Raw genomic sequence first — 21,607 nt, 5'->3', positions numbered from 1 at the left:
GCACGGCCGTAAAGGTTCTGCGATGTATGCCGGGTGATGCGCACAGTGGGCGTGATTCCTGTGAGAGACGCGGTGTAGCATGTGCCGCCAGCAGGGTTATTTTTAGCAGAAAAAAGAGGCAGATATGTTTGTAACAGAAACGTCCACCGGTGATAAAAATGTCGCGGAACGTGTCGCCACGCTGGAAAAACAGGCGGCAAATCGTGCAGATGTTAACTGGCATGAAAATTTGAAAAGTCGCACCAGAATCGCACTGGAAAAAATCAATCATGCTGCTGATGCAAAATGGATCGGTGCAGAAGAGAGTCTGAATCTGAAGCAGCGCGTTTACAGCATTCAGGATAAGTTGATTGAGCTGGCGCTGTGGTGAGTTAAATAGCCCGCCGCGCCGACCGTAAATCAGCGGGGGTAAAAAAGTGATATTTCAGCACACAACGCCGTCCGGCATTTTGCGCGCTTCGCAGAGACGGTGTATTGCCGGGCAGAATAGTGCCGGTCAGCATAGTATTATTGCCATAGTTATGGTGAAGATGCTGCAGCAACCGTTGCTGAGCCCGTGCAGCAAGTCCGCGCCCCTGAAACGCCGGAATAATCACCTCGTCCATAATCTGAAATCCCCTGATGAACGCCAGCTGTCGCGGCACGCAGATCATCAGCCCCGCCACCCAGCCCTGCCAGACAATCAGAAACACATGTTTCCCGGTGATATCATCCCGTAATTCCTGTCTGCTGGTGGCCACCAGCTGATTCCGAAGATGCGGCAGCGTGTGCCAGCTGGCGCGGTAGGCGTGGTTAATGGCTGTGCTGCAGAAGGCGTAATCTTTACGGCTGGCTGTGACAAGCGACATTTCCTCGTCGTCAGGCGCGGCGTGTGCGGCCGGAACGCCGAGGTAAATCAGCTGATCGGTTATCCCGATATCAGGAACGGTCGCGGGCAACAGAATACGCATCTTCAGCGGCCTGAGCGCTTGCCACTCACGCATAATGGCAGTCGCGGCTGCGTAATCCAGCGCCCCATCACGTGCAACGATCTCAATGAAAGGCTGGGCAGGATCGCATCCAAGATAGCGCGGGCCGGTAAGAAACCGCTGGCCGTTAATCGTCAGTTCGCGCTGCTGGAACAGATGCCGGGGCAGGCCGGTTTCTCGCCAGGGAAAGGCGTCGGAGAAATGATGATCGTGGCACAGAGCCTGCTGCTGCGCCAGCCAGCTGGCAAGCCAGTCGCTGAGACAGTCAGTTGAGACAGGAACAGTACGGTAGAGCGACACCATATAATCCAGCATAAGATTCCTTATTGCCTGCCGTCAGCGATCTCCTGCCTCTCTGCCTGCACGTTCAGCGCCGCACAGACAGGGCTGGTGAGAGTGTAAACGATGTGCTTGCTTAATGACCATCCCGAACGTAGCGGTCAGCACGATTGCGTTGCCTCGGCACCCCCTGTCCGGGCCTGCCGCACCGTTGATTGCTGAAAACAGGGGCAGATACATCCTCCTGCCGTGCGCGTAGTGTGGCCGCCGACTGTGCTGTTTTAAACACCCGAATAATAATCGACCCGGCGTCAGGCAAGCTACGCTCACATGGTCAAATTAATTGATGAAATAGTGCGAAGTTGCCCAAAAATTAAATGAAAAATAAAATATCCGTTTTTTACGTAAATATTACGGAATCAGATAATCGGCGGGCGATAAATGGATTATGCTAAACAGGCAGTTCAATAATTATAAAATGCACGATCTTTTTAACACCGGGGGTTACATGGTCCATATTGATTTATGTACCAAAGAGGGCGTGATGAAAGCGTATGCTTTCCAGACGCCCATGCAGGCGATGAGCCTGCTGAATAAAATTAAAGATGATGAATTTCAGTGGTTTAATCTTGAGTGGGAAGGGTGTCGCTTTACCTGCCCGCATCAGTTTATTAAAAGACTCAGCAGCCGTTCTTATATTAAATCGTTCTGGCGTTAATCCGATCTCAATCATTAAGCAGAGGCATAATGGCGTATTCATAACGCTGATTTAATTTAACGGTTGTACGCTTATTTCAGTGGTTATGATAAACGGGGCAGGTTCTGCCCCGTAATTTTCCGTGCCTGTATGATCTCATCATGGTGCCTGGCAATAATAAGATCGCCTCACCTGAGCAGATTGCGGCTGAATCATTATTACTGCTTAATCCTTTATGGCTGCTGATGGCAGGCTCCGCGAAATGCTCAACAATGCTTCAGGCAAGGCCGTGCGGATGGGCGCTGCGCCCGGCAATGCATCGTGATGCCGCATAAATCCTCTTCTGTTCTTCCTTTGACATTAAGCATCCACTGTTACAATCAGGTGATAATTCATCCGGATCCCGACTGCAATGCTCCATGAAAAAATGCGCCTTCGTTCGCTTCTGACTTTGCTTTCCATTGGGGGCGTCATTCTGACCTCCGGTCTGTTGCTCGGTGCGCTGCTGCTGTTTCAGAAGGCCAACATTGAAGACAGCCTGCTTGAAGGAAACATCGCGTATGCCCGCAAACTGGCTGATACCACCGATCGTTACCTGGCAACAGCGCAACGGGAGCTGGCCTGGAGTGCATCGCAAATCAAAGGCCTTAACGATCCGAAACAGTTAAAAGCGGAAACCGAGCGCCTGCGCATGCAGTCGGGCTTTTTTAATTCGGTAGTGGTGGTCAACCATGATGCCATCATTGCGGCGACCTCACCTGAGAGCCTGAATCTGATTGGCGTGAAACTTCACTCGGCTGCCAGTCTGCAGGCTATTGCCACCCGGAAGCCTTTTATCTCCGCGCCTTTTACCTCTGCCGCCGGTAACTATGTGGTGTTTTTATCCCAGCCGCTGTTCAGCGAAGCGGGGCACTATCTGGGCTACATTGGCGGGAGTATCTACCTTAAAAAGCAGAGCATGCTGAGCGAGATCCTGAGCCAGCATTTTTACACTAAAGGGTCGACGGTCAGTGTGGTCAGCAATGAGGGACTGATTATTTTCAGTCATGACCCGGCGCTCGTCGGCACAAAGATGCTGCTGAGTCTGGCGCTGCAGAAGCGCCTGACCAACACGGAAAGCGGGCATTTCACGCTTGAAAAAGGGGGGAAGCACTTTCTTACCGGCTATGGCACGCTGCATAAAACCGGCTGGAACGTGTTTATTACCGGCACCTCTGAAACGGTCAGGCATCTGTTGTGGCGTACGGCGGAAAGCGCCGCCTGGTTCGTTCTGGGCATTATTATCGTGACGGCAGGCGTGATTGCTTTTATGGCTGGCCGGATCGCGTCCCCACTGGAAAAGCTGGCGGACAGAGTGCGCGATGGCGGCAGTGAAGCGCAGGCGGAATCGCTCGCCACCGTCAAAACCTGGTATTACGAGGCTGACCGGCTCAGGGAGGCGGTGCAGGCGCATCGCCACGCCGTAGCGGGGCATCTGGCTGCGCTTAACGATGAGGCGATGACCGACCCGCTGACCGGGCTCTGTAACCGATGCGGATTTTCGGCGCTGGCGGCGCAGGCAGACAGCGAGCACGAACAGTGTGTCATCGCGATTGATATTGACCATTTCAAGAAGATAAATGACTGGTACGGGCATGACGCAGGCGATGCGGTATTGGTAAGCCTGGCGGCATTGCTGCGTCATGCCTGCCGCACCGGCGATATCGTCAGCCGGTTTGGTGGCGAGGAGTTTATCCTGCTGCTGCCGCACACCACGCTGGCTGATGCCGCCCGCACCGCGGAACGCATCCGGGAAACCGTCAGCGCCACCACCTTCCCGTTCGCCGGGACGATGACCATATCAGCAGGTGTGGCCTCACAGGATGCTCAGAGCAGCGATCGCGAGGCGCTGCTGCGCCGTGCGGATGAGGCGCTTTACGAGGCAAAAGCGGCCGGACGCAATACCGTCATCATTGCCGGGCCGGACGGATTCAGCACGCCGGAGTCTGACAGGTAAGCGCGGGACACAGGAAGGAGAGGCTCAGCACTTACTGCGTAATCGCCAGCCGAGCCACTCATCCAGCGCCGCTTCCGGCAGTGGCCTGGAGTAGAAAAATCCCTGCGCCTGGTCGCAGCCTAACTCGGTCAGCGCCGTGTCGGTTTCCGCATTTTCTACGCCTTCAGCCAGCACCGTGTAATCGAGGTCTTTGAGCATCGCAATAATCGTGCGGGCGATGACGCGCGAAGCGGTATCCGATGACATTTCGCTGATCAGCGAACGGTCCAGCTTGATCACATCCAGCGGCATGCGCCGCAGATAACTGATGTTGCTGTAGCCGGTCCCAAAGTCATCCAGTGAAAGAGTAAACCCCCGTAATTTCAGCATTTCAAGCCCCTGCATCGCGGCCGGGCTCTCCAGAATCCGTTCCGTTTCGAGACACTCAATGCCCAACAACGAAACCGGCAGCTTCGCCTTCAGCATCTGCTCTTCCAGTTCGTCAGCAAAACCCTCACGGGAAAAATCGCTGCTGCTGATGTTCAGGGTGATGGGCAGCTGAATATAACTGTCGCGAAGACGGGATAGCCGGGCGATAGCGTGCTCTGTAACCCAGGCGGTCAGCTCGCTAAGCAGGCCGGTTTGCGCGGCAAAAGGTAAAAACCGGGCAGGCGAAATTTCGCCACGCTGCGGATGCTGCCAGCGGATAAGCGCTTCCAGTCCAATCGGCTTACCGCTGCAGAGACAGATTTTAGGCTGGTATGCGAGCCACAACCCTTTATCCTGGCGTAGTGCAACGGCCAGATCATTCATCAGGGTAAAATCCTGGGTATGGCGTGTATCGCTGGCTTCACTGAACGGCATTGAGGCAACGTTGCGGGTAATCGCTTCGTGCAACGCGCTGACCGCCCGTCGCAGGATCTCCTGCGCAGGCATCTCACCCGTATTGAAACTCACCTCACCGGTGTGCGTCATCAGCGCAACCGACAGCCCATCGCCCAGGTCTGCGCTAATCCCGGCCAGCTCACTGGCCACCCAGCTGGCCGTGAGCCTGCTTTCCTGCCGTGTCAGCAGGGCAAAGCGTCCGGTTGCCACGGTGTAAAGCATCTCACCCGGGGCAGGGCGCAGGCGAAGCGGCAGCAGAGTCGCTACATCCTTCAGCAGGATCTCAACCGGCCCCATGCCCATTGAGCGTGCAAGCTCATAGGCTCGCGGCATATCGACACAGTCAATCAGCACCAGCCGTCGTGGCGTGGTGTCCCCCGAGGCGGCAAGGAACTGCAGGTCACGAATCAGACGCTGACGGTTAGGCAGGGCGGTTACCGGGTCGGCAAAGCCCGTCGAATACCAGGCATCAAGAAAGGACATCACCAGTGCCGCCAGCATTTTCAGCATGCTCACCTTCTCATCACTGAAGCAATGAGGTGCAGTGTCAGTCACGCAGAGCGTGCCCAGTATCAGACCGGTGCTGCTTTTCAGCGGCACGCCAGCGTAGAAACGGATAAAAGGCGCGCCAGTAATCAGCGGATGGGCAGCAAAGCGGGTATCCAGCAGGGTATCGGACACCACCACGGTGCTGTCACTGTCCACGGCGTGACGGCAGAGCGAGTCCTGCCGCGTGGATTGAGTGAGGGTGAAATTGTGCGCCGCTTTGACGTGCTGCATCTCATCATCCAGTACGGAGATAAAGCTGCCGGGAATGCCAATGGCCTGGCTGGCCAGCCGGACGAACTGTCGTAACACATTGTCACGGCTTTCGTCGTTACTGCGCAGCGCGTACAGGGTTCGCGAACGGCAATCGTTGCCGCCGCTAAGGCTCATAAGCATGGATTCCTCCGCACCGGCTGGTTACGGAGCGAAACTAAACAGAAAAATTGAAGGTTATAGCGTCATGACTACAGGCTATTTCTGTAAAAAGAAAGAGCCGCGACGATTTATTTTTTATTACGCTGCTTGCCAGGCCTGGGCAGAATAGCAAATCCCGTTTCTTTAACGAAATATTTTATGAATAACGATTCTATTATTTTGTCGTTAAAAACTTTTAATTTCTGAAATATCCTGCCAGGATAACAGGCATAAATATAGTGCGCTATATAATAACGCATTAAAGTAGATGACATAACTTATTTTTGTTCAATTTTAATTACACCAATAATAACACCGGGGAAAACCTCATGAACTCACTCAGGCATTTCACCATTCGCCGCGTTGTGCTGTGGATAATGATCGTCTCACTGGGCGTGATCGTGCTGGCAGGTGCCTGCACCAGCCAGATCGTGCGAGACATCTATCGTCAGACCGACCGTTCAGCCGTGCTGACGCAACAGCTGGGCTTTCTTGCGCACAGTGCTCTTGTTATGCAGAGCGGAACGGCCGCAGATAAAAATGCTCTCGTCGCCTTAACGCCAGCCGGTGCTGACTGGGATAACTTCCGCGCCGCGCTGACGACCACCCCCTCAGGCTATGCCACGGTTGCGCGTGCGCAACTGGATAACGTGACGCAGCAGCTGGCACAACAGCAGGCGCCGCTTAACGCTGACCGGCGTCAGCTTGAGCAGGTACTGCTGGCAGCACTGCTGGCGGCAGTGGCGTTGCTGCTGTTCTGCGACCGCTATCTGGTGGTCCATCTGGTGCGGCCGGTGGGTAAAATCCGCGGTCACTTAAAAATTATTGCCGGAGGTGATTTGACGCGCGAGCCGGAAGATCTGGGGCGTAACTGCGTCGGGCAACTGGTGCCGCTGGTCAAAGAGATGCAGCACAGTCTGTTGCAGACGGTCAGCGCTATCCACGACAACGCAGCCATTCTTCACCGTGAGGCTGGCGACATTGCGGCGGGTAATGCCGATCTTTCCGACCGGACCTCCACCCAGGCCGCTGCGCTGGAGCAGACCGCAGCCAGCATGGAGGAGATCACGGTGACAGTACGCCACAATGCACAGAATGCCCGTGAAGCGCGTGAACTCGCCGCCAGCACCACGGATACCACCCATCAGGGTGTGGAACTGGTTCAGCAGGTGTCGGCGGCCATCACCAGCATCGCGCAGGGATCAGAAAAAATCCGGCAGTTCACCGCCACCATCAATGGCATCGCATTTCAGACCAATATTCTGGCGCTGAACGCCGCTGTAGAAGCCGCCCGTGCAGGCGAGCAGGGACGTGGTTTCGCAGTCGTCGCCAGTGAGGTTCGTTCACTGGCGCAGCGAAGTGCTGCTGCCTCGAAAGAGATCGAAGAACTGATAGCCGATACCGTGGCGCGCGTGGAGGATGGCCGACGGGCCGCAGAGAGTGCAGGAACCACGATGGAAGCGGTTCTGCGTGGCGTTGGTGGCGTCAATGAACTGATTGGACAGATTGCCCTGGCGTCGGATGAGCAGAGTAAAGGGATTGCCCAGGTCACTGTCGCAGTGGCTGAGCTTGACCGCGTTACGCAGCAGAACGCCACGCTGGTCCAGCAGGTTTCGGCAACGGCAGGCAGCCTCAGTGGACAGACTGAAACGCTGGGCAGCGTCATTACGCGCTTCACTCTGCCGCTTCATGCTGTCGGGGTCGTGAACTGACGCGTGACAGCGATAAAAAACTGCACGCTGCGCAAATACCGGTCAGGCGTAACCTGTTCGGATAATGTGTTAATCAGCAGATCATGACGCGATGACGCAACATAACGGTTAACAGGCGATATTTTTATTGCTGAATGAAACGGTCATCTTTTTGATGCTGTTATTCACTGTGATTATTCGCTCACCGCATTCACGATTAACAATGGCGATGATTATTTTCAGCAGTGCAATAATTATCCGGTTAATGAATTAACGATAATTACCGTAAATTCCGGCGTTTGACGTTTACCTGAAGGTGCAAGATTGCCGCGTCTTAAAAACTTAACTCAAATTGATGTGTTGGCCGCAGGCATATTCCGTTGCCCGGTCAGCACACCGGGGCACCGTATGCGGAGCATATTTTATGGGAAATCAGCTTTTACAGCGGCCTGTTGCCGTCCAGCGTAACGTGCGTGAACTGCGCCTTGCCGCCGGTTTTTCGCAGGAGATTGCAGCAGAACGCTTCGACCTTAGCCAGCGCGTCTGGCAGACCAAAGAAGCCTCAAAAAATCCTGCGCTGCTCAGTCAGGGAGAATATGAACTGCTGATGCTGCTGGCGGGAGAGCATCCGCACTACGCACTGGTTCCAAAGCCTGGAAAGTAACGTGTCCTGCCGCTATTTTCCCTGAAGTTAACGTATTTCAGGCCGATATAAAGAGCCAGGCGAAGCGGATTAAACCGCTCGTCTTAAATGCTCTGGCAGGATTATTCTGGCACGGTTCGCTGTTCATCGCCGAACCGTCACAACCGCCCTGCCCGGCAGAACGTATCTACTGGCACCGCGCTGACTGCGATGCCAGCTTTAACGGGCTCAGCGCGGCAGGCTTTTGCTGCAGAGTTCACTGACGGGCCTTTCTTCCGGCAGCGGGGCGGCAGCAGATTCTGCGCGTCCTGTCTGATTGAACGTGTCCTCTTAATGCTGCGTCATGCCGGCCACAGCAGATAACATCAGAGGGAAGTTACGCTGAAACGTCCAGTTTATCATGATGCCGAGGCGGCCCGCCTTGACGCCCTTAAGCAGTATCATCTGATGGATTCGCCGCCGACGGATGCGCTGGATCGTCTTACCACGCTTGCCGCACGACTGTTCCGGGTGCCGGTTGCGTTTGTGTCGCTGATTGATGAAAAGCGGCAGTTCTTCGCCTCACGCTACGGTTTAAATATTTCCGGTACGTCGCGCAATGTCGCCTTCTGCCACCATACGCTGGTGCAGGGCAACATCCTCTGCGTGCCCGATACGCTGAACGATCCGCGCTTCCGCGACAGTCCACTGGTTCTCGGCTACCCCTTTATCCGCTTTTACGCAGGCATTCCCCTCACGACGCCGGATGGCCATCACATTGGCACCGTCTGTCTGACTGACAGTCATCCGCGAGAGCCGCTGACGGCAGAGGACCGGAAGCATCTGACCGATATTGCTGCGCTGGTGATGGATCGCATGGAGATGCATCGTCTGGAGTTGCTGCGCTACACCAGTCAGCAGCGGCTCCAGGCAATCTCATCCACGTCCCCCGACGCCATCGTCTGCACCGACCTGCGACGCGGCATCACCTTCTGGAACCCGGCTGCCACGGCGCTGTTCGGCTACAGTGCAGAGGAGATGAGAGGCCAGTACATCAGCGAGCTGATTCCGGCGCGCTGCCAGACTGACTACCGGAGTGAACTGGCCCGGATAACCTCTGACGAAGCGGCTATCTCGCATCCACGCTCATTGCAGATATGGGGTGTCACGCGTGACGGCCGGGAATTCCCGGCAGAAGTCTCATTTTCGGGCTGGCGTGAAGAGGGCGAGCGGCTGGTCGGCATGATCATCCGCGACGTCACGGCCCGCTATGAAAGTGAGGCGCGACTCTGTGAGCTGGCTTCTCTGGATATGCTGACGCGACTCGCCAGCCGCAGTGCGTTCATGGATCAGGTCGGGCTGCTGACGAAAGCGGGCGTTCCCTATACGTTACTGATGACCGATCTGGATGGGTTTAAAGAGGTTAACGATACGCTGGGCCATGCCGCAGGTGATGCGCTGCTGTGTCATGTTGCCGAACAGATTCGCGCGGTATGCGCAGGTGCCGTGACGGCGGCCCGCCTGGGGGGCGATGAATTTGTGATCCTGCTGGCGGGCGGCAGCGAAGAGGCCGCCGTCACGGCAGAAAAATTGATTGCGGCCGTACAGACGCCGTTCCGCTATCACGATTCGCCGGTTGTGGTCGGTGCCAGCACCGGCATCGCTTCTTACCCTGAACACGGCCGCGATCCCTCTTCGGTCATGTCCGCTGCCGATCTGGCGCTCTACCGTGCGAAAGCGTCAGGAAAAGGCTGCAGTATTCTGTTTATGCCCGCGTTCCGTGAAGCGGAGCAGCAGCGCCGCCGCTTTGAGCGCGAGCTGGAAACGGCGGTGCGGCAGCAGCAGTTCACGCTTTACTATCAGCCGCGCTTCGACGTGGAAAGCGGAAAGCTGGTTGGCTGCGAAACGCTGGTGCGCTGGCAGCACCCGACACGCGGACTCCTGTTGCCTGCTGACTTCATCGGCATGCTGGTTAAAAGCCCGCTTTCCATCACACTGGGCGAATGGATCATCCGCACGGCCCTGGCACAGGTGCGGCAGTGGCAGGTGCGATCGCCTGAGCTTCGCGTCAGCATCAATCTGTTTCCGCGTCAGCTGACCGTAAACAGCCTGGAAACCGTCATACGCGAGAGTGCGGGCGGCGATGCCGGTTTTGTTGAGCTGGAAGTGGACGAGCCACTGCTGGCTGTGCTGGTGCAGGATATGCCGGTTCAGCTTGACGCGGTGCGCCGGACCGGTGCTTCATTCGTTATCGATCATTACGGACGCACGCTGGGGGCCATTAACCTGCTGCGCCACAGCTTTGTTGCGGGTTTCAAAATCGATAAATCGCTGACGCACGAGCTGGGCTCCAGCATGCGGGTGCGCATGATGTTCCGGGCAATCACCGCGCTCGGCAAAAGCCTGGGTATTCATGTGGCTGCTGAAGGGGTCGAAGACAACGAGCAGGCAGCCTTCGTGAAGACAGCCGGATGCAACATCATGCAGGGCAATGGTCTGTGTCGGCCGATGACACCGGCTGACTTTGAGGCGATGCTCTGTGGGGAGGAGCATTCTCCTTCTGTCGCTGCCAGCGGTTACGATGTCACCTCACGCTGAACCCCCTGAACAGGGTAACCGAAGAGGAGGCAATCAACGCCTGTTCGGTTGCCGGTCGGGGTCAGCGTGCGGGCCGGTAATCCTGTTTCAGTAATCCGAAAACCCAGTCATCCTGCCACTGACCATCAAGAAAGTAATTCTCCCGCAGTGTCCCTTCCTGAACAAACCCCGCTGCGAGCAGCGTGCGGCGCGAGGCCTCGTTTCCTGCCGTCACCGTTGCGGTCATTTTGCGGTAAGCCTGTTGCGCAAAGCAAAACGCGATGATGGCACGCAACGACTCGCTGCCGTAGCCTTTGCCCTGTGCGTCTGCGGCCAGCATAAAACCAGACTCCGCAATACCGTCTCCGCGATCGATAAACCCGCAGAAGCCCGCCGGAAGGCCCGTCGATTTCTCCTCTATGACCAGGCAAAGCCAGTGTGTGCAGCCCCTGTACCAGGCTGGCAGGCGTACATCGAATGAGCGGGTTCGGATCTCTTCAGCGCTGCGCGGATCGCTGATGTACTTCATCACAGACCTGTCCTGACTGACCGCAAGATAAAAAGGCCAGTCCGCCTCGCGCAGTGGCCGATAGGTCAGGCGCGGCGAGGTGACGTCAAAAGGCATTTCTGGCTGAGCTTCAGCGGGCATGTCAGCAGACATCGTGCAATCTCCTGCGGAACGAAACGGTAAGTGATGGCGCAAAAATAGCACAACGCGGCAGACTGGCGGGACGCACGTTCACGACGTTGCGAGGCGTTACGCAATCCTGCTGATCTCTTTCCTTGCTCCGGTATTGCGCGGCGACCTCGGGTTTCGCGGATCATTTTTTCATGCTGCGGCTGAACTGGCGCATCTGCTCACATCATTGCTACGCTTTTAGCCAGATGCTGACATTGACCCCGATAAGAGTAATTTCCAATGGATCTGAAAACGTTTGAAGCTGACGCCTGGAGAGCACTGGCAGAGGCTGCCGCCGATCCACAGGCCGGATTTCGTTATCTGACGCTTGCTACGGTTGATGCTGCCCGACACCCCCAGGCTCGCACTGTGGTATTGCGCAAGTGCGATGATGCCCGCCGGATACTGACCTTTCATACCGATGTGCGCAGCCCGAAGTGGCTGGAGATGGCGGCGAACCCACAGGTCACCGTGCTGGGATATTGCCACCAGCGTCGTTTGCAGCTGCGGCTGGCCGGGCAGGTTGAATGTTATGCTGCGGGAAGTGCTATTGCCCGTGACGCCTGGCGTGCATTGCCCCGGCACACGCGCCAGACGTATAACGGCGGCCCACCGGGTGAAGCGCTGGCAACGCTTAACGAGACACCTGATGCGACGGCGGTGGAGGCTGGCGAATCGCGTTTTGGCGTAGTGATGGTGCAGGTCAGCGTGCTGGATGCGTATCAGCTTCAGCGCAATGAAAATCAGCGCGCCCTGTTTCGTTATCCGGCCAGTGGCGAGCAGCAGGAAAGCGGGTGGATTCACCCCTGACCTGAGGCCAGGCCTGGTTAATGCCTGATCACTGCCGTTTTACGCACCCGAAAAGAGATTTCACTGTGATTTATCCTGTCTGCCTCTTTTTATCTGCCGCATCGGTTATCTGATTTTAGCGCCATGTTATCTTCATATCGCGGCATATTTCTGCTTTTTTCTTTTCTTTACCCCTGTTTGTGCCAGGCTTTAACTACCCGTAAAGCAGTGACTTATGCTCAGGGTCTGGGGCAGTACAAATGATCGCTCTGTATGACAGGCAGGTTAACCATGAACAATCAACCTCCTGAAAAACCAGGGGCAGAGGGTAGCGAACAGGTGTTAAGTCTGGCGGAGGAAACCGTTGAGGTCCTGAAACAGCGCGTCATCGACGGGCATGTCAGGGTCACCCGCCAGGTCACTGAACATCAGCAGAAGATTGCGCTGATGCGTCGGCAGCAGACGGCGGACATTAAACGCATTCCTAAATCGGAGCGGCTGGCTGAGATGCCTGCGATCCGTGAAGAAAATGGCGTCCTGATCATTCCGATTGTCGAAGAAGAGATCGAGATCGTCCGTCATCTGGTGCTGAAAGAGGAGTGGCACATTCGCCGGGTTGTCAGCGAGGAGGAGACCGAACAGACGGTTTCCCTGCGCCGACAGCACGCCCATCTGACCCGCATACCCTGTTCGGAGCCGTCCGAATCCATCACCGAGGAACACAACATGGCGCGTGAAACGATCGTAACAATGTTCAGCAATCTCCCTCTGGCAGAAGGTGCAAAGCGTAACCTGATCAAGGCCGGGTTCCTGGATGATGACATTGATATCATCTCGGGTGACCGGTTGCGCACCGAAGGACATGAAGCCCGTCACCCTGGCTTCTGGCAGCGCCTGTTTGGCAATACGCTGGAAGAGGATCAGGCCGAAGTTTATGAAGACGCGATGCGCACCGGTGGTGTGGTGCTGTCGCTGCGGGCCGATGAGGATGAGCTCCCGCGCGCACTGGGCATTCTGGATGCGCATGAAGAGCTGACGGATCGCAGTGCCGCACGGCCTGACGACAATGCTACCGATCATGGCCTGTCTGCGCCCGTCAGGGGAACGCTTCAGGATAAAGGGGCCGTCGATCCGCTGCTGACCGATCCTGCTCAGCGCGGCGCTGCCCGTACTGCCCTGACCGGTGATGAGAGTGACGAGGATGTGCTGCGTCTGGCCGAAGAGCGCCTGGACGTGGGCAAACGGCTGGTCAGCGAAGGTTCAACACGCGTCCGTCGCTACACTGTCACCGATCGGGTGTCAGAAAATGTCTCCCTGCATGAGCAGCATGCCGAAATCTTCCGCCGTCCGGTGAATCAAACGGGGTCACCGGATTCGGTTGACTGGTCTGAGAAAACGGTTGAAGTGGAAGAGACGCATGAGCAGCCGGTCGTCAATAAAACCGCGCAGATCATTGAAGAGGTCGTGTTGCGTAAAGAGGCCAGCGATCGGGTCGAAACCATCAATGATTCGGTACGTCGTCAGGAAGTGGACATTGACCATGCCCGTACCCGCGACGATACCCATCCGGTGACGCCAGGCAGTGCGCCCGCGCACAAAGAGGGATTCGCGGAAAAAGCCGGGGATAAAATCGCCGAAGCAAAAGAGAAGGTCGAAGACAAGTTTAAAAAGCCGTAATGCTTTAACGGTGATTGTTCACTTTCAGACCTGAAACCCGTCTCTGACGGGTTTTTGCGTTCAGGCTACCTCGTGAAGGATATCTCCGACGCGGCATCACCTTAAATGTTTACTGTTCCGCACGCACCACCTGCAGCCGCTGGCGAGTCCTGAATCCTATCCCTGCGTTGTGAACACCGCGATCCCTGACTACCCTTGCTGATGTTTCTGTCCCGGAACGGGCCGGATAGCCCGGACGCCGGGTCAGCCTCTGCAATTTTTCCGTCATTAGCGGCAGGCGATCGTTAATCTGCCGTACTTTATTAAACAGGGACATCATGACAGAACAACACAACGCCGAAACTTACCGCGCTGATGAGCACATTGATCCTTATGTCTCGGTACAGGGTGCAAGAACCCATAATCTCAGGGACATTTCGCTGCGGTTTCCCCGCAATGCCATGGTGGTGTTTACCGGGGTGTCAGGCTCCGGGAAATCCTCACTGGCCTTTGATACCCTCTATGCAGAAGCGCAGCGCCGGTTTATCGAGTCGGTTTCACCGCATGCCCGTCGCCTGATCGATCAGGCGGCTGCGCCGGATGTGGACAACATCGACGGACTCCCGCCTGCGGTGGCGCTTCAGCAGAGCCGGGCTGGCGCGCAGGAGCGCTCAACGGTGGGCAGCCTCACCCGAATTTCCGTCACGCTGCGGCTGCTGTTTTCCCGTGCGGGCACAAGGCCCGACGGTGTGCCCTTTATGACCGCCGATTATTTCTCGCCCAACAATCCCAAAGGTGCCTGTCCGCATTGCCAGGGGCTGGGACGCGTGCATACCGTCAGAACCGAGGCGATGGTACCGGATGACTCGCTGAGCATCCGTCAGGGTGCTATCGCCTCATGGCCCAGAGGCTGGCATAACAAAAACCTGCGAAGCATTCTTGAGACGCTCGGCTACGATGTCGATGCGCCCTGGCATTCGCTTTCAGCCCGCGATCAGCAGTGGATACTGCTGACTGACGAGCAGCCCTCGGTGCCGATTTTTATGGGGCTGAACGCGGAGCAGCGTGAAAAGGCGTTAGCGGCTGGCGAAGCGCCTGCCTATACCGGCACCTACACCAGTGCAGCCCGCATCGTGTTGCAGAGTTATTCCGGTGGCAGCGAGACGACGAAGAAGCGGCTGGCACGCTTTGTGACGGTCACGCCCTGCTCTGCGTGCCACGGTAAAAGATTAAACCGGGATGCGCTGTCCGTGACCTTTGCCGGTGAAGACATTGCCAGCCTGAGCGCGCTGTCGGTGTCAGAGCTTGCTGAACGGCTCAGGCCTTATGCGGGCGGCGCATCGCCCGATCTGCCTGCCGAGGCGGCGCTGCGTGAGGCGGTTATCAGGATGGCATCGGACATCTGCATGCGCCTGGAGCAGCTGGAGACGCTGGGTCTGGGACACCTGGCACCGGGACGCCGCACTACGCTGCTTTCATCCGGCGAGCTGCAGCGCGTGCGTCTTGCCACTCAGCTGATTTCCCGGCTGTTTGGCGTGCTGTATGTGCTGGACGAGCCTTCAGCCGGACTGCATCCCGATGATGTTAAATCGCTGCTCGCGTCGCTGAAATCCCTGGTGCGTGCAGGTAACTCGCTGGTGGTTGTTGAACATAACATTGATCTCATTGCCGAGGCGGACTGGCTGGTTGAGGTCGGCCCCGGTCCGGGAACGCATGGCGGTGAAATTGTTTATAACGGCGAACCGGCAGGCCTGAAAGACGTCAGCGCGTCACCAACCTCAGGCTATCTCTTCTCGCAGCGCTACACCGGCCTGCGCCAGCGTCAGACCGCTGAGAACTGGCTCAGGCTTGAGCAGGTTCATTGCAACAATATTACCGGCGCAGATTTCGCCATTCCGCTGGCGAGAATGACAGCCATTACCGGCGTGTCCGGCTCCGGCAAATCGACGCTGCTGAATCGCGTGCTGCCGGAATTGCTCGGCCGTTTTGACAGCACACCTGACAGTGATGAGGGTGAGGAAGAGGATCCGGTGCCGGACGTCAAAGGTCAGGTTGTCAGCGGAAATGACGCCATAGGCCGACTGGTCAGAATCGATCAGCGTCCTATCGGGCGGACGCCACGCTCCAATCTGGCCACCTACACCGGATTTTTCGACATCGTCCGCAGGCTGTTTGCCGAGACCCCTGCGGCGAAAGCGAAAGGCTTCAGTGCCAGCCGGTTTTCCTTCAACCTGCCAGCCGGGCGCTGTCCTGCCTGTGAGGGACAGGGACAGATTTCGATTGAGCTGCTCTTTATGCCCAGCGCCACCGCAACCTGCTCAGTCTGCGCGGGAAGCCGCTATAACCCGGAAACGCTGGCGGTGAAGTGGAACCAACTGACGATAGCGGATGTGCTGGATCTCACCGTCGACGACGCCACTGAGGTGTTCAGGGGGTATGACGGGATAGAGCGTTCGCTGTCGGCATTGCGCGCGCTGGGGCTGGGATACCTGACGCTCGGTCAGCCCGCCACGGAACTCTCCGGCGGTGAGTGTCAGCGCATCAAGCTCGCCTGGGAACTGCAACGCGTTCAGCGGACCTCCACGCTTTATCTGCTTGATGAACCGTCAACAGGACTCCACCCCGCCGATATGGACAAGCTGCTGATTGTGCTGGATGAACTGGTGACACGCGGTCACACCGTCGTGATGGCAGAACACACGATGCGCATTGTGGCAGAGGCGGACTGGGTGATTGATCTGGGACCCGGTTCAGGGCTTAAGGGGGGAAAAATTGTCTCATCCGGTACGCCGGACGCGGTCAGCACAACGGCAGAAAGTCTGACAGCCCCCTGGCTTCTCGCACAGCTGAAAAAAAGGGCAGGCGACCCAGAGTAATCGGGGCAGAAGCTTACGCCGCGTAAACCGGTGCAGTGGAAGGGCCCAGGGCGAGGATCCTGAGCCCATCAGTAATGATAACGGCATGAGGCGATTAAAAGCGCATCCTGACTGACGGCATACACCAGCCGGTGTTCTGCCGAGATTCTGCGTGACCAGAAACCGGCAAGATTATGCCTGAGCGGTTCGGGTTTTCCCTTGCCTTCAAACGGTGTCCTGCTGGCATCTTTCAGCAGCTCGTTGATCTTTTTAACGGTTTTTTTATCGGTATCCTGCCAGTAGAGATAATCTTCCCAGGCTTCAGCGGACCAGGTCAGTTTCACTCAATCAAATCCCTGTCTGTTCCGTTGCCGCTTTGCAGGCTTTCAATAGAATCCATCAACCTGCGCGCATTCTTCGGCGACCGCAGCAGGTAGGCCGTCTCTTCCAGTGAGTTATATTCTTCCAGCGACATCAGCACGCAGGATTCACCGTTCTGACGGGTGATCAACACGGGCGCTTTATCTTCAACCGTCTGCACCATCGTAGCAGACAGATTCTGTCGGGCTTCGCTGTAACTGATTGTTCTCATAAAACCTCCTTAGCAGGCAATACAAATCATTGTACAATGATTTGTATTGCCTGGGAAGATTGTGTGATGAAGCAGGGCGTCTGAGGGTGATGAGGCGCGGGAAGCTCCGGGGGCGTGGCGTCGCCGGTGCAGAACGGAACGGCATCGTCCTGAGGCGGATTTCCTGATTGCCACGCCATTTCATCAGCGCAGTGGCGTATTCACCTGCAACGCATCCAGCTCGCGAGCATCGTGACTGCAGAAAAAGGTTATCTCGCTGCCGTGCTGGCAGGAGAGCTCACGCAGACGCTGCTGATTGTGTCGTCTGGCCACGTTATCCATGCCCATCATCCACTGGTAAAAGCGCAGTCCCGGCGTGCAGTGGCGCGTCTGCTGTCGCATTTCGCCGCGGTAGAACCAGGCATCCCCGCCGTGCAACAGCCAGCCGTCGGGTTGCTGAATCGCGATACCCGCATGACCCGGCGTGTGGCCTGCCAGCGGCACCAGCAGAATCTCCGGCGGTAACGCCCGCAGGCGGTTAACCGCCTCAAAACCAAACCATGTCTCCCCCTGAGGCTGATAGGTCTCCCAGGTGCTGATCCCGCCCCATTGTCCGGGACGATAACGCTCCCGTGACAGCCAGCTATGACGCTGATGGGCGGTGTCGACCTCCTGCTGCAACAGATGGATGCGCGCCTGCGGAAAATCGGTCAGTCCGCCTGCATGATCAAAATCGAGATGGGTCAGAATAATATGCCGCACATCTTCAGCGCGGAATCCCAGCGCCTTAACCTGTGACAGCGCGGTGAGATCGTCACGCCGCTGGATGTTGTTTAATGCGCGGAAAAAGCCGGAGAGGCGACTGCCGGGCGCGTGGATATCCTGGCGGCCAAAACCGGTATCCACCAGCACCAGCCCGTCGCGGTCAGTCTCAATCAGCAGACAGTGACAGACCAGATGTGCCTTCAGGCCTTTACTGAATCCATCATAGAACGCGCCGCCCAGCGGACACATACAGCCACAGTTCAGGTGGTGAATTTTCATCGGGCCTCCATAGGTCATCGGCAACATTGCTGAGCGACTACGGCCTGTCCGGCGCGCAGCACTTCAGCCTGGCTATAGAGTGTAGAGAGGGTTGAAACAGTAGGCGGAGCGGTGAAGCGGATAACCGGGCAAAATTGCCGGTTATCCGCCATAAAGCAGAGGATTAACTGTGGAACAGCGGGAAAGCACCGGTCAGCAGACCGCCTGCCATCAGCACCAGACTGACCAGGATACCCCACTTGATGGCAAAGCGCTGATGGTCACCGATATCAACTTTCGCCAGACCCACCAGCAGGTAGACTGACGGCACCAGCGGGCTCAGCAGGTGGAACGGCTGGCCGACAATGGACGCACGGGCAATCTCTTCTGCGGTAATGCCGTAGCTGGCCGCCGTCTGCGCGATAACCGGCAGAATGCCGAAGTAAAAGGCATCGTTCGACATAAAGAAGGTGAACGGCAGGCTGACCAGCGCGGTAAACACCGCCAGATAAGGCCCGAAGCTGGGCGGGATAACCGCCAGCAGGCTCTTCGCCATCGCATCCACCATGCCGGTGCCGGAGAGAATCCCGGTGAAGATACCGGCGGCAAAAATCAGCGCGGTCACCGCCAGCACGTTACCGGCGTGAGAGCTGATGCGTGCTTTTTGCTCCTCCAGCGTGGGATAGTTGAGCATCACCGCAATGGCAAACGCCAGCATAAACAGGATCTGAATGGGCATTAACCCCACCACCAGCAGCACCAGCAGAACAGTGGTCAGGATGAAGTTAGGCCAGAACATCTTAGGACGGCGGTTGGCGGCGCACTCTTCGGCATCGCCCAGACCCAGCTCGATGTTGTCGAGATGGTGATCTTTCATGGTCATCACACCTAACCGCTTACGCTCACGCAGGCCAAACAGCACCGCCATCGCCACCAGGCTGACGCAGGCGAGCAGCATTGCTGGCAGCATCGGAATAAAGATGTCGAGGGCGTCAATGCGCAGTGCCGCAGCGGCACGCGCCGTCGGGCCACCCCAGGGGGAGAGGTTCATGATGCCGCTGGCGAGGTTGACCAGACAGGTCATCATCAGCACGTTCATGCCCAGCCGGTGATAGAGTGGCAGGAAGGCGGCGATAGCGATCATATAGGTGGTCGAGCTGTCGCCATCCAGTGAAACCAGTAGCGTCAGCACCGCAGTACCGACCAGCACTTTCAGGGGATCGCCGCGCACCAGCCGGAGAATAAAGCGGACCAGCGGGTCAAACAATCCGGCATCGATCATCAGACCAAAATAGAGAATGGAGAAGGTCAGCATCACGCCGGTTGGGGCCAGCTTTTTGACGCCATCCAGCATCATGGCCCCCAGTCCCGCGTAAAACCCGCCAATCAGCGCAAATATGGTTGGTATCAGGATCAGCGCAATTAAGGCTGACATGCGTTTGGTCATGATCAGATACATGAAGCAAACAACCATGGAAAAACCCAGAATCGTCAGCAAATTAGCAGCCCTCACAATGGCGTAAAAGTAATGAAAAAGTAACATGAAGCCAGGAAAATTCAGGTAATTAGTTAGCGTGGTAACAATTAACCTGTTGTTTTAATTAACCCTGTACTGCAGGATGATAATAAAGTGTTGGCAGGATTTAGCATTTCTTTAACAAAGAAGGGTGATCACGATCATCTTTAAACGAATCTTAAACGAGTTTGTGTGACTGAGATCAAAAGGCACAAAAGCGTAACCCGGCACGTCGGGCCATGACGAGCCAGACTCCGGGGGAGGGCGATGCGTGATAAGCGCTGCAGGAATGCGGCTGAGCGAGAACGCTCAGCCGGTTTAGGGCGTTAGCTGCCGAGCAGCTGGATGATCATTTCAGGGGTTTTATTTGCCATCTTGCTGACGGCTGTCTGCCCCTGCTGGATGATCTGGCTGCGTGCCAGCTGACTCGCTTCTTCCGCATAGTCTGCATCCTGAATCCGGCTGCGTGCTGAGGCGGTATCCACGCCCTGCTGCGACAACACATTACGATTGGATTCGTAACGGTTTATTTTTGCACCGTAGAGCGACTGATACCCGCTGATCTTCTCCAGCGCTTTATCGAGCGCTTTCATGGTGGCTGAGATGCCGCCACTGGTCAGCAGCGTGGTGTTGTTTAACCCCAGCGTTTTGGTGTCCGATGGCGTTGCCGGAAGGGTATCCGACTGTATCGGCTGACCGTAATCGGCGCTGGTGATCACCTCCATCGGCTCACTTTTATTCGGCGGCGTTGCAGGCACGCCTTTGGGCTGCGGCAGATTGCCCCACGTCAGACTGCCGGTGAAGGAGCCGTTGCCCACCACCACCACAATCAGGTCCTCGCTGACGGTGTCCAGCGAAATGCGCTCCAGCCGGGTGCCGGTATTGGTGCCGTTGTTGAAATCGCCGCTGGCGACATCTTCATAACGGTCGCCGTCACCGCTGTAGGTGATGTTCATCCCGTTGTAACTGCCGCTGTTACTGCCTGCCAGCGCCCAGCTCGCCCCGCCTTCCAGCAGCTGTGAGCCGTCATAGGTTGCGCCAGTGGCAAAACCGTTACTGCTGGTCAGCAAGCGGGTTTGTGCCGTCGTCGCATCGGTAATGCCCTTGCTGACCCAGGTGTAATCAGGCGCACTGCCGTCCAGCGGTGTACCGGCCAGGTGTTTACCGTCGCGGGTAAACAGCTGGAGATCGTCATCCTGACCCAGTGAGTCAATGGTAATGCTGATTGACGTTGAGCCTGCCGGGATGTAGGCCAGCGGGATCACACCCGAGGTAAACGAGTAACTGGTGCCCGGCACCGGAAACTTAACGTTGATGGGATCAACGTTACCCAGTCTGGCAGGCGGCAGATCGGGATTGTCGGTTGCCAGCGGATAACGCCCAAAAATCTCGGTGTGGTCTGCGACATCATTGATGCCAGCCAGGATCTGCTGATACTGGCCATCGACGCTCTGGCGATCCGCGTCTGACAGCGTGCCGTTAGCGGCCTGGACCGACAGCGCACGCGCCTGAACCAGCAGATTGACGATACTGCCCAGGCCGCCACTGGCCGTCTGGGAATAGCTGATGGCGTCATTAAGGCCGCGTGCCACCACCGCGTCGGCATTGATATTGGCCGTCATACGGTTGGCAATCGCCTGACCCGCTGCGTCATCTTTAGCACTGTTAATCCGCATCCCTGATGATAGTCGTTCAACCGTTCGTCCCAGAACAGAGTCAGTGCCGTACCGCAATGTGTTCGCAATCGCGGCGGTTTCGTTATGGTTGATCGTTAACATGGTCGCTTCGAACAGGGAGAGGAGTCTCTGTTTTATCGGCAGGCTGATAAGCGGCTTTAATCTCTGCGGCAACAAAAACAGCGGCA

The 21,607-nt window shown here is 56.8% G+C and carries 17 protein-coding genes; 9 read left to right on the top strand and 8 right to left on the bottom strand.

What is annotated here, in order from left to right:
* Positions 1–124: 124 nt before the first annotated feature.
* Complete coding sequence (locus tag N5J69_RS18855; protein WP_279772163.1) at positions 125–370, top strand: hypothetical protein; 246 nt, start codon at positions 125–127, stop codon at positions 368–370.
* A gap of 1 nt (position 371) precedes the next feature.
* Here N5J69_RS18855 and N5J69_RS18850 read toward each other — a convergent pair whose 3' ends face one another.
* A complete protein-coding gene (locus N5J69_RS18850) occupies positions 372–1,283 on the bottom strand; it encodes an N-acetyltransferase (RefSeq protein WP_279772162.1) in 912 nt (303 codons plus the stop codon).
* Positions 1,284–1,755: 472 nt separating this feature from the next.
* Here N5J69_RS18850 and N5J69_RS18845 point away from each other — a divergent pair, with 472 nt between their 5' ends.
* A complete protein-coding gene (locus tag N5J69_RS18845) occupies positions 1,756–1,965 on the top strand; it encodes a hypothetical protein (RefSeq protein WP_095708307.1) in 210 nt (69 codons plus the stop codon).
* 391 nt (positions 1,966–2,356) lie between these two features.
* On the top strand, positions 2,357–3,940 hold the full coding sequence (locus tag N5J69_RS18840; protein ID WP_279772161.1) for a sensor domain-containing diguanylate cyclase: 1,584 nt from the start codon (positions 2,357–2,359) through the stop codon (positions 3,938–3,940).
* Positions 3,941–3,964: 24 nt separating this feature from the next.
* On the opposite strand, the gene N5J69_RS18835 is transcribed toward N5J69_RS18840, so the two are convergent.
* Positions 3,965–5,746 carry a sensor domain-containing phosphodiesterase gene (locus tag N5J69_RS18835; protein ID WP_279772160.1) on the bottom strand — a complete coding sequence of 594 codons (1,782 nt, stop codon included), beginning with the start codon at positions 5,744–5,746 and terminating at the stop codon, positions 3,965–3,967.
* Between the two features lie 347 nt (positions 5,747–6,093).
* Between N5J69_RS18835 and N5J69_RS18830 the strand changes: the two genes are divergently transcribed.
* The 3 genes from N5J69_RS18830 (at position 6,094) to N5J69_RS18820 (ending at position 10,675) form a co-directional block, all read left to right on the top strand.
* Positions 6,094–7,476: a methyl-accepting chemotaxis protein gene (locus N5J69_RS18830; protein WP_279772159.1), complete on the top strand. Its 1,383-nt coding sequence runs from the start codon at positions 6,094–6,096 to the stop codon at positions 7,474–7,476.
* Between the two features lie 403 nt (positions 7,477–7,879).
* Entirely contained in the window at positions 7,880–8,119 is a 240-nt protein-coding gene (locus N5J69_RS18825; RefSeq protein WP_279772158.1) for a transcriptional regulator, read from the top strand.
* Positions 8,120–8,545: 426 nt separating this feature from the next.
* On the top strand, positions 8,546–10,675 hold the full coding sequence (locus tag N5J69_RS18820) for an EAL domain-containing protein (protein ID WP_279772157.1): 2,130 nt from the start codon (positions 8,546–8,548) through the stop codon (positions 10,673–10,675).
* A 61-nt stretch (positions 10,676–10,736) separates the two neighbouring features.
* On the opposite strand, the gene N5J69_RS18815 is transcribed toward N5J69_RS18820, so the two are convergent.
* The gene (locus N5J69_RS18815) at positions 10,737–11,315 is read right to left on the bottom strand and encodes a GNAT family protein (protein WP_279772156.1); all 579 of its coding nucleotides are present in this window, start codon (positions 11,313–11,315) and stop codon (positions 10,737–10,739) included.
* Positions 11,316–11,573: 258 nt separating this feature from the next.
* Between N5J69_RS18815 and N5J69_RS18810 the strand changes: the two genes are divergently transcribed.
* The 3 genes from N5J69_RS18810 (at position 11,574) to N5J69_RS18800 (ending at position 16,654) form a co-directional block, all read left to right on the top strand.
* Complete coding sequence (locus tag N5J69_RS18810) at positions 11,574–12,143, top strand: pyridoxamine 5'-phosphate oxidase family protein (protein ID WP_279772155.1); 570 nt, start codon at positions 11,574–11,576, stop codon at positions 12,141–12,143.
* A gap of 270 nt (positions 12,144–12,413) precedes the next feature.
* Positions 12,414–13,799, top strand: a complete 1,386-nt coding sequence (locus N5J69_RS18805; protein ID WP_279772154.1) for a DUF2382 domain-containing protein — start codon at positions 12,414–12,416, stop codon at positions 13,797–13,799.
* A 317-nt stretch (positions 13,800–14,116) separates the two neighbouring features.
* Positions 14,117–16,654: an excinuclease ABC subunit UvrA gene (locus N5J69_RS18800; RefSeq protein ID WP_279772153.1), complete on the top strand. Its 2,538-nt coding sequence runs from the start codon at positions 14,117–14,119 to the stop codon at positions 16,652–16,654.
* A 68-nt stretch (positions 16,655–16,722) separates the two neighbouring features.
* Here N5J69_RS18800 and N5J69_RS18795 read toward each other — a convergent pair whose 3' ends face one another.
* The 5 genes from N5J69_RS18795 to N5J69_RS18775 all read right to left on the bottom strand — a co-directional run bounded on the left by N5J69_RS18795 (position 16,723) and on the right by N5J69_RS18775 (position 21,521).
* Entirely contained in the window at positions 16,723–16,977 is a 255-nt protein-coding gene (locus N5J69_RS18795; protein ID WP_279772152.1) for a Txe/YoeB family addiction module toxin, read from the bottom strand.
* Positions 16,974–17,225: a YoeB-YefM toxin-antitoxin system antitoxin YefM gene (gene yefM / locus N5J69_RS18790; protein ID WP_279772151.1), complete on the bottom strand. Its 252-nt coding sequence runs from the start codon at positions 17,223–17,225 to the stop codon at positions 16,974–16,976. Before yefM ends, N5J69_RS18795 begins: the two co-directional genes overlap by 4 nt.
* Before the next feature lie 183 nt (positions 17,226–17,408).
* A complete protein-coding gene (locus N5J69_RS18785) occupies positions 17,409–18,248 on the bottom strand; it encodes an MBL fold metallo-hydrolase (protein ID WP_279772148.1) in 840 nt (279 codons plus the stop codon).
* A gap of 163 nt (positions 18,249–18,411) precedes the next feature.
* Complete coding sequence (locus tag N5J69_RS18780) at positions 18,412–19,725, bottom strand: CitMHS family transporter (RefSeq protein WP_279772147.1); 1,314 nt, start codon at positions 19,723–19,725, stop codon at positions 18,412–18,414.
* Positions 19,726–20,069: 344 nt separating this feature from the next.
* Positions 20,070–21,521: a flagellin gene (locus tag N5J69_RS18775; protein ID WP_279772146.1), complete on the bottom strand. Its 1,452-nt coding sequence runs from the start codon at positions 21,519–21,521 to the stop codon at positions 20,070–20,072.
* Between the last annotated feature and the right edge of the window lie 86 nt (positions 21,522–21,607).

It is taken from the genome of Pantoea sp. GD03673 (genome assembly GCF_029844725.1).
In the GTDB taxonomy this organism is placed as follows: domain Bacteria; phylum Pseudomonadota; class Gammaproteobacteria; order Enterobacterales; family Enterobacteriaceae; genus Pantoea.
This window is presented reverse-complemented; position numbering and strand designations above follow the sequence as displayed.

Bases quoted from the DNA above. Each gene is read 5' to 3' on its own strand.
- N5J69_RS18805 (WP_279772154.1), top strand. From the start codon at position 12,414: ATGAACAATCAACCTCCTGAAAAACCAGGGGCAGAGGGTAGCGAACAG.
- N5J69_RS18825 (WP_279772158.1), top strand. From the start codon at position 7,880: ATGGGAAATCAGCTTTTACAGCGGCCTGTTGCCGTCCAGCGTAACGTG.
- N5J69_RS18820 (WP_279772157.1), top strand. From the start codon at position 8,546: ATGGATTCGCCGCCGACGGATGCGCTGGATCGTCTTACCACGCTTGCC.
- N5J69_RS18830 (WP_279772159.1), top strand. From the start codon at position 6,094: ATGAACTCACTCAGGCATTTCACCATTCGCCGCGTTGTGCTGTGGATA.
- N5J69_RS18850 (WP_279772162.1), bottom strand. From the start codon at position 1,283: ATGCTGGATTATATGGTGTCGCTCTACCGTACTGTTCCTGTCTCAACT.
- N5J69_RS18855 (WP_279772163.1), top strand. From the start codon at position 125: ATGTTTGTAACAGAAACGTCCACCGGTGATAAAAATGTCGCGGAACGT.
- N5J69_RS18785 (WP_279772148.1), bottom strand. From the start codon at position 18,248: ATGAAAATTCACCACCTGAACTGTGGCTGTATGTGTCCGCTGGGCGGC.
- N5J69_RS18845 (WP_095708307.1), top strand. From the start codon at position 1,756: ATGGTCCATATTGATTTATGTACCAAAGAGGGCGTGATGAAAGCGTAT.
- N5J69_RS18810 (WP_279772155.1), top strand. From the start codon at position 11,574: ATGGATCTGAAAACGTTTGAAGCTGACGCCTGGAGAGCACTGGCAGAG.
- N5J69_RS18800 (WP_279772153.1), top strand. From the start codon at position 14,117: ATGACAGAACAACACAACGCCGAAACTTACCGCGCTGATGAGCACATT.
- N5J69_RS18815 (WP_279772156.1), bottom strand. From the start codon at position 11,315: ATGTCTGCTGACATGCCCGCTGAAGCTCAGCCAGAAATGCCTTTTGAC.
- N5J69_RS18835 (WP_279772160.1), bottom strand. From the start codon at position 5,746: ATGCTTATGAGCCTTAGCGGCGGCAACGATTGCCGTTCGCGAACCCTG.
- N5J69_RS18840 (WP_279772161.1), top strand. From the start codon at position 2,357: ATGCTCCATGAAAAAATGCGCCTTCGTTCGCTTCTGACTTTGCTTTCC.
- N5J69_RS18775 (WP_279772146.1), bottom strand. From the start codon at position 21,521: ATGTTAACGATCAACCATAACGAAACCGCCGCGATTGCGAACACATTG.
- yefM (WP_279772151.1), bottom strand. From the start codon at position 17,225: ATGAGAACAATCAGTTACAGCGAAGCCCGACAGAATCTGTCTGCTACG.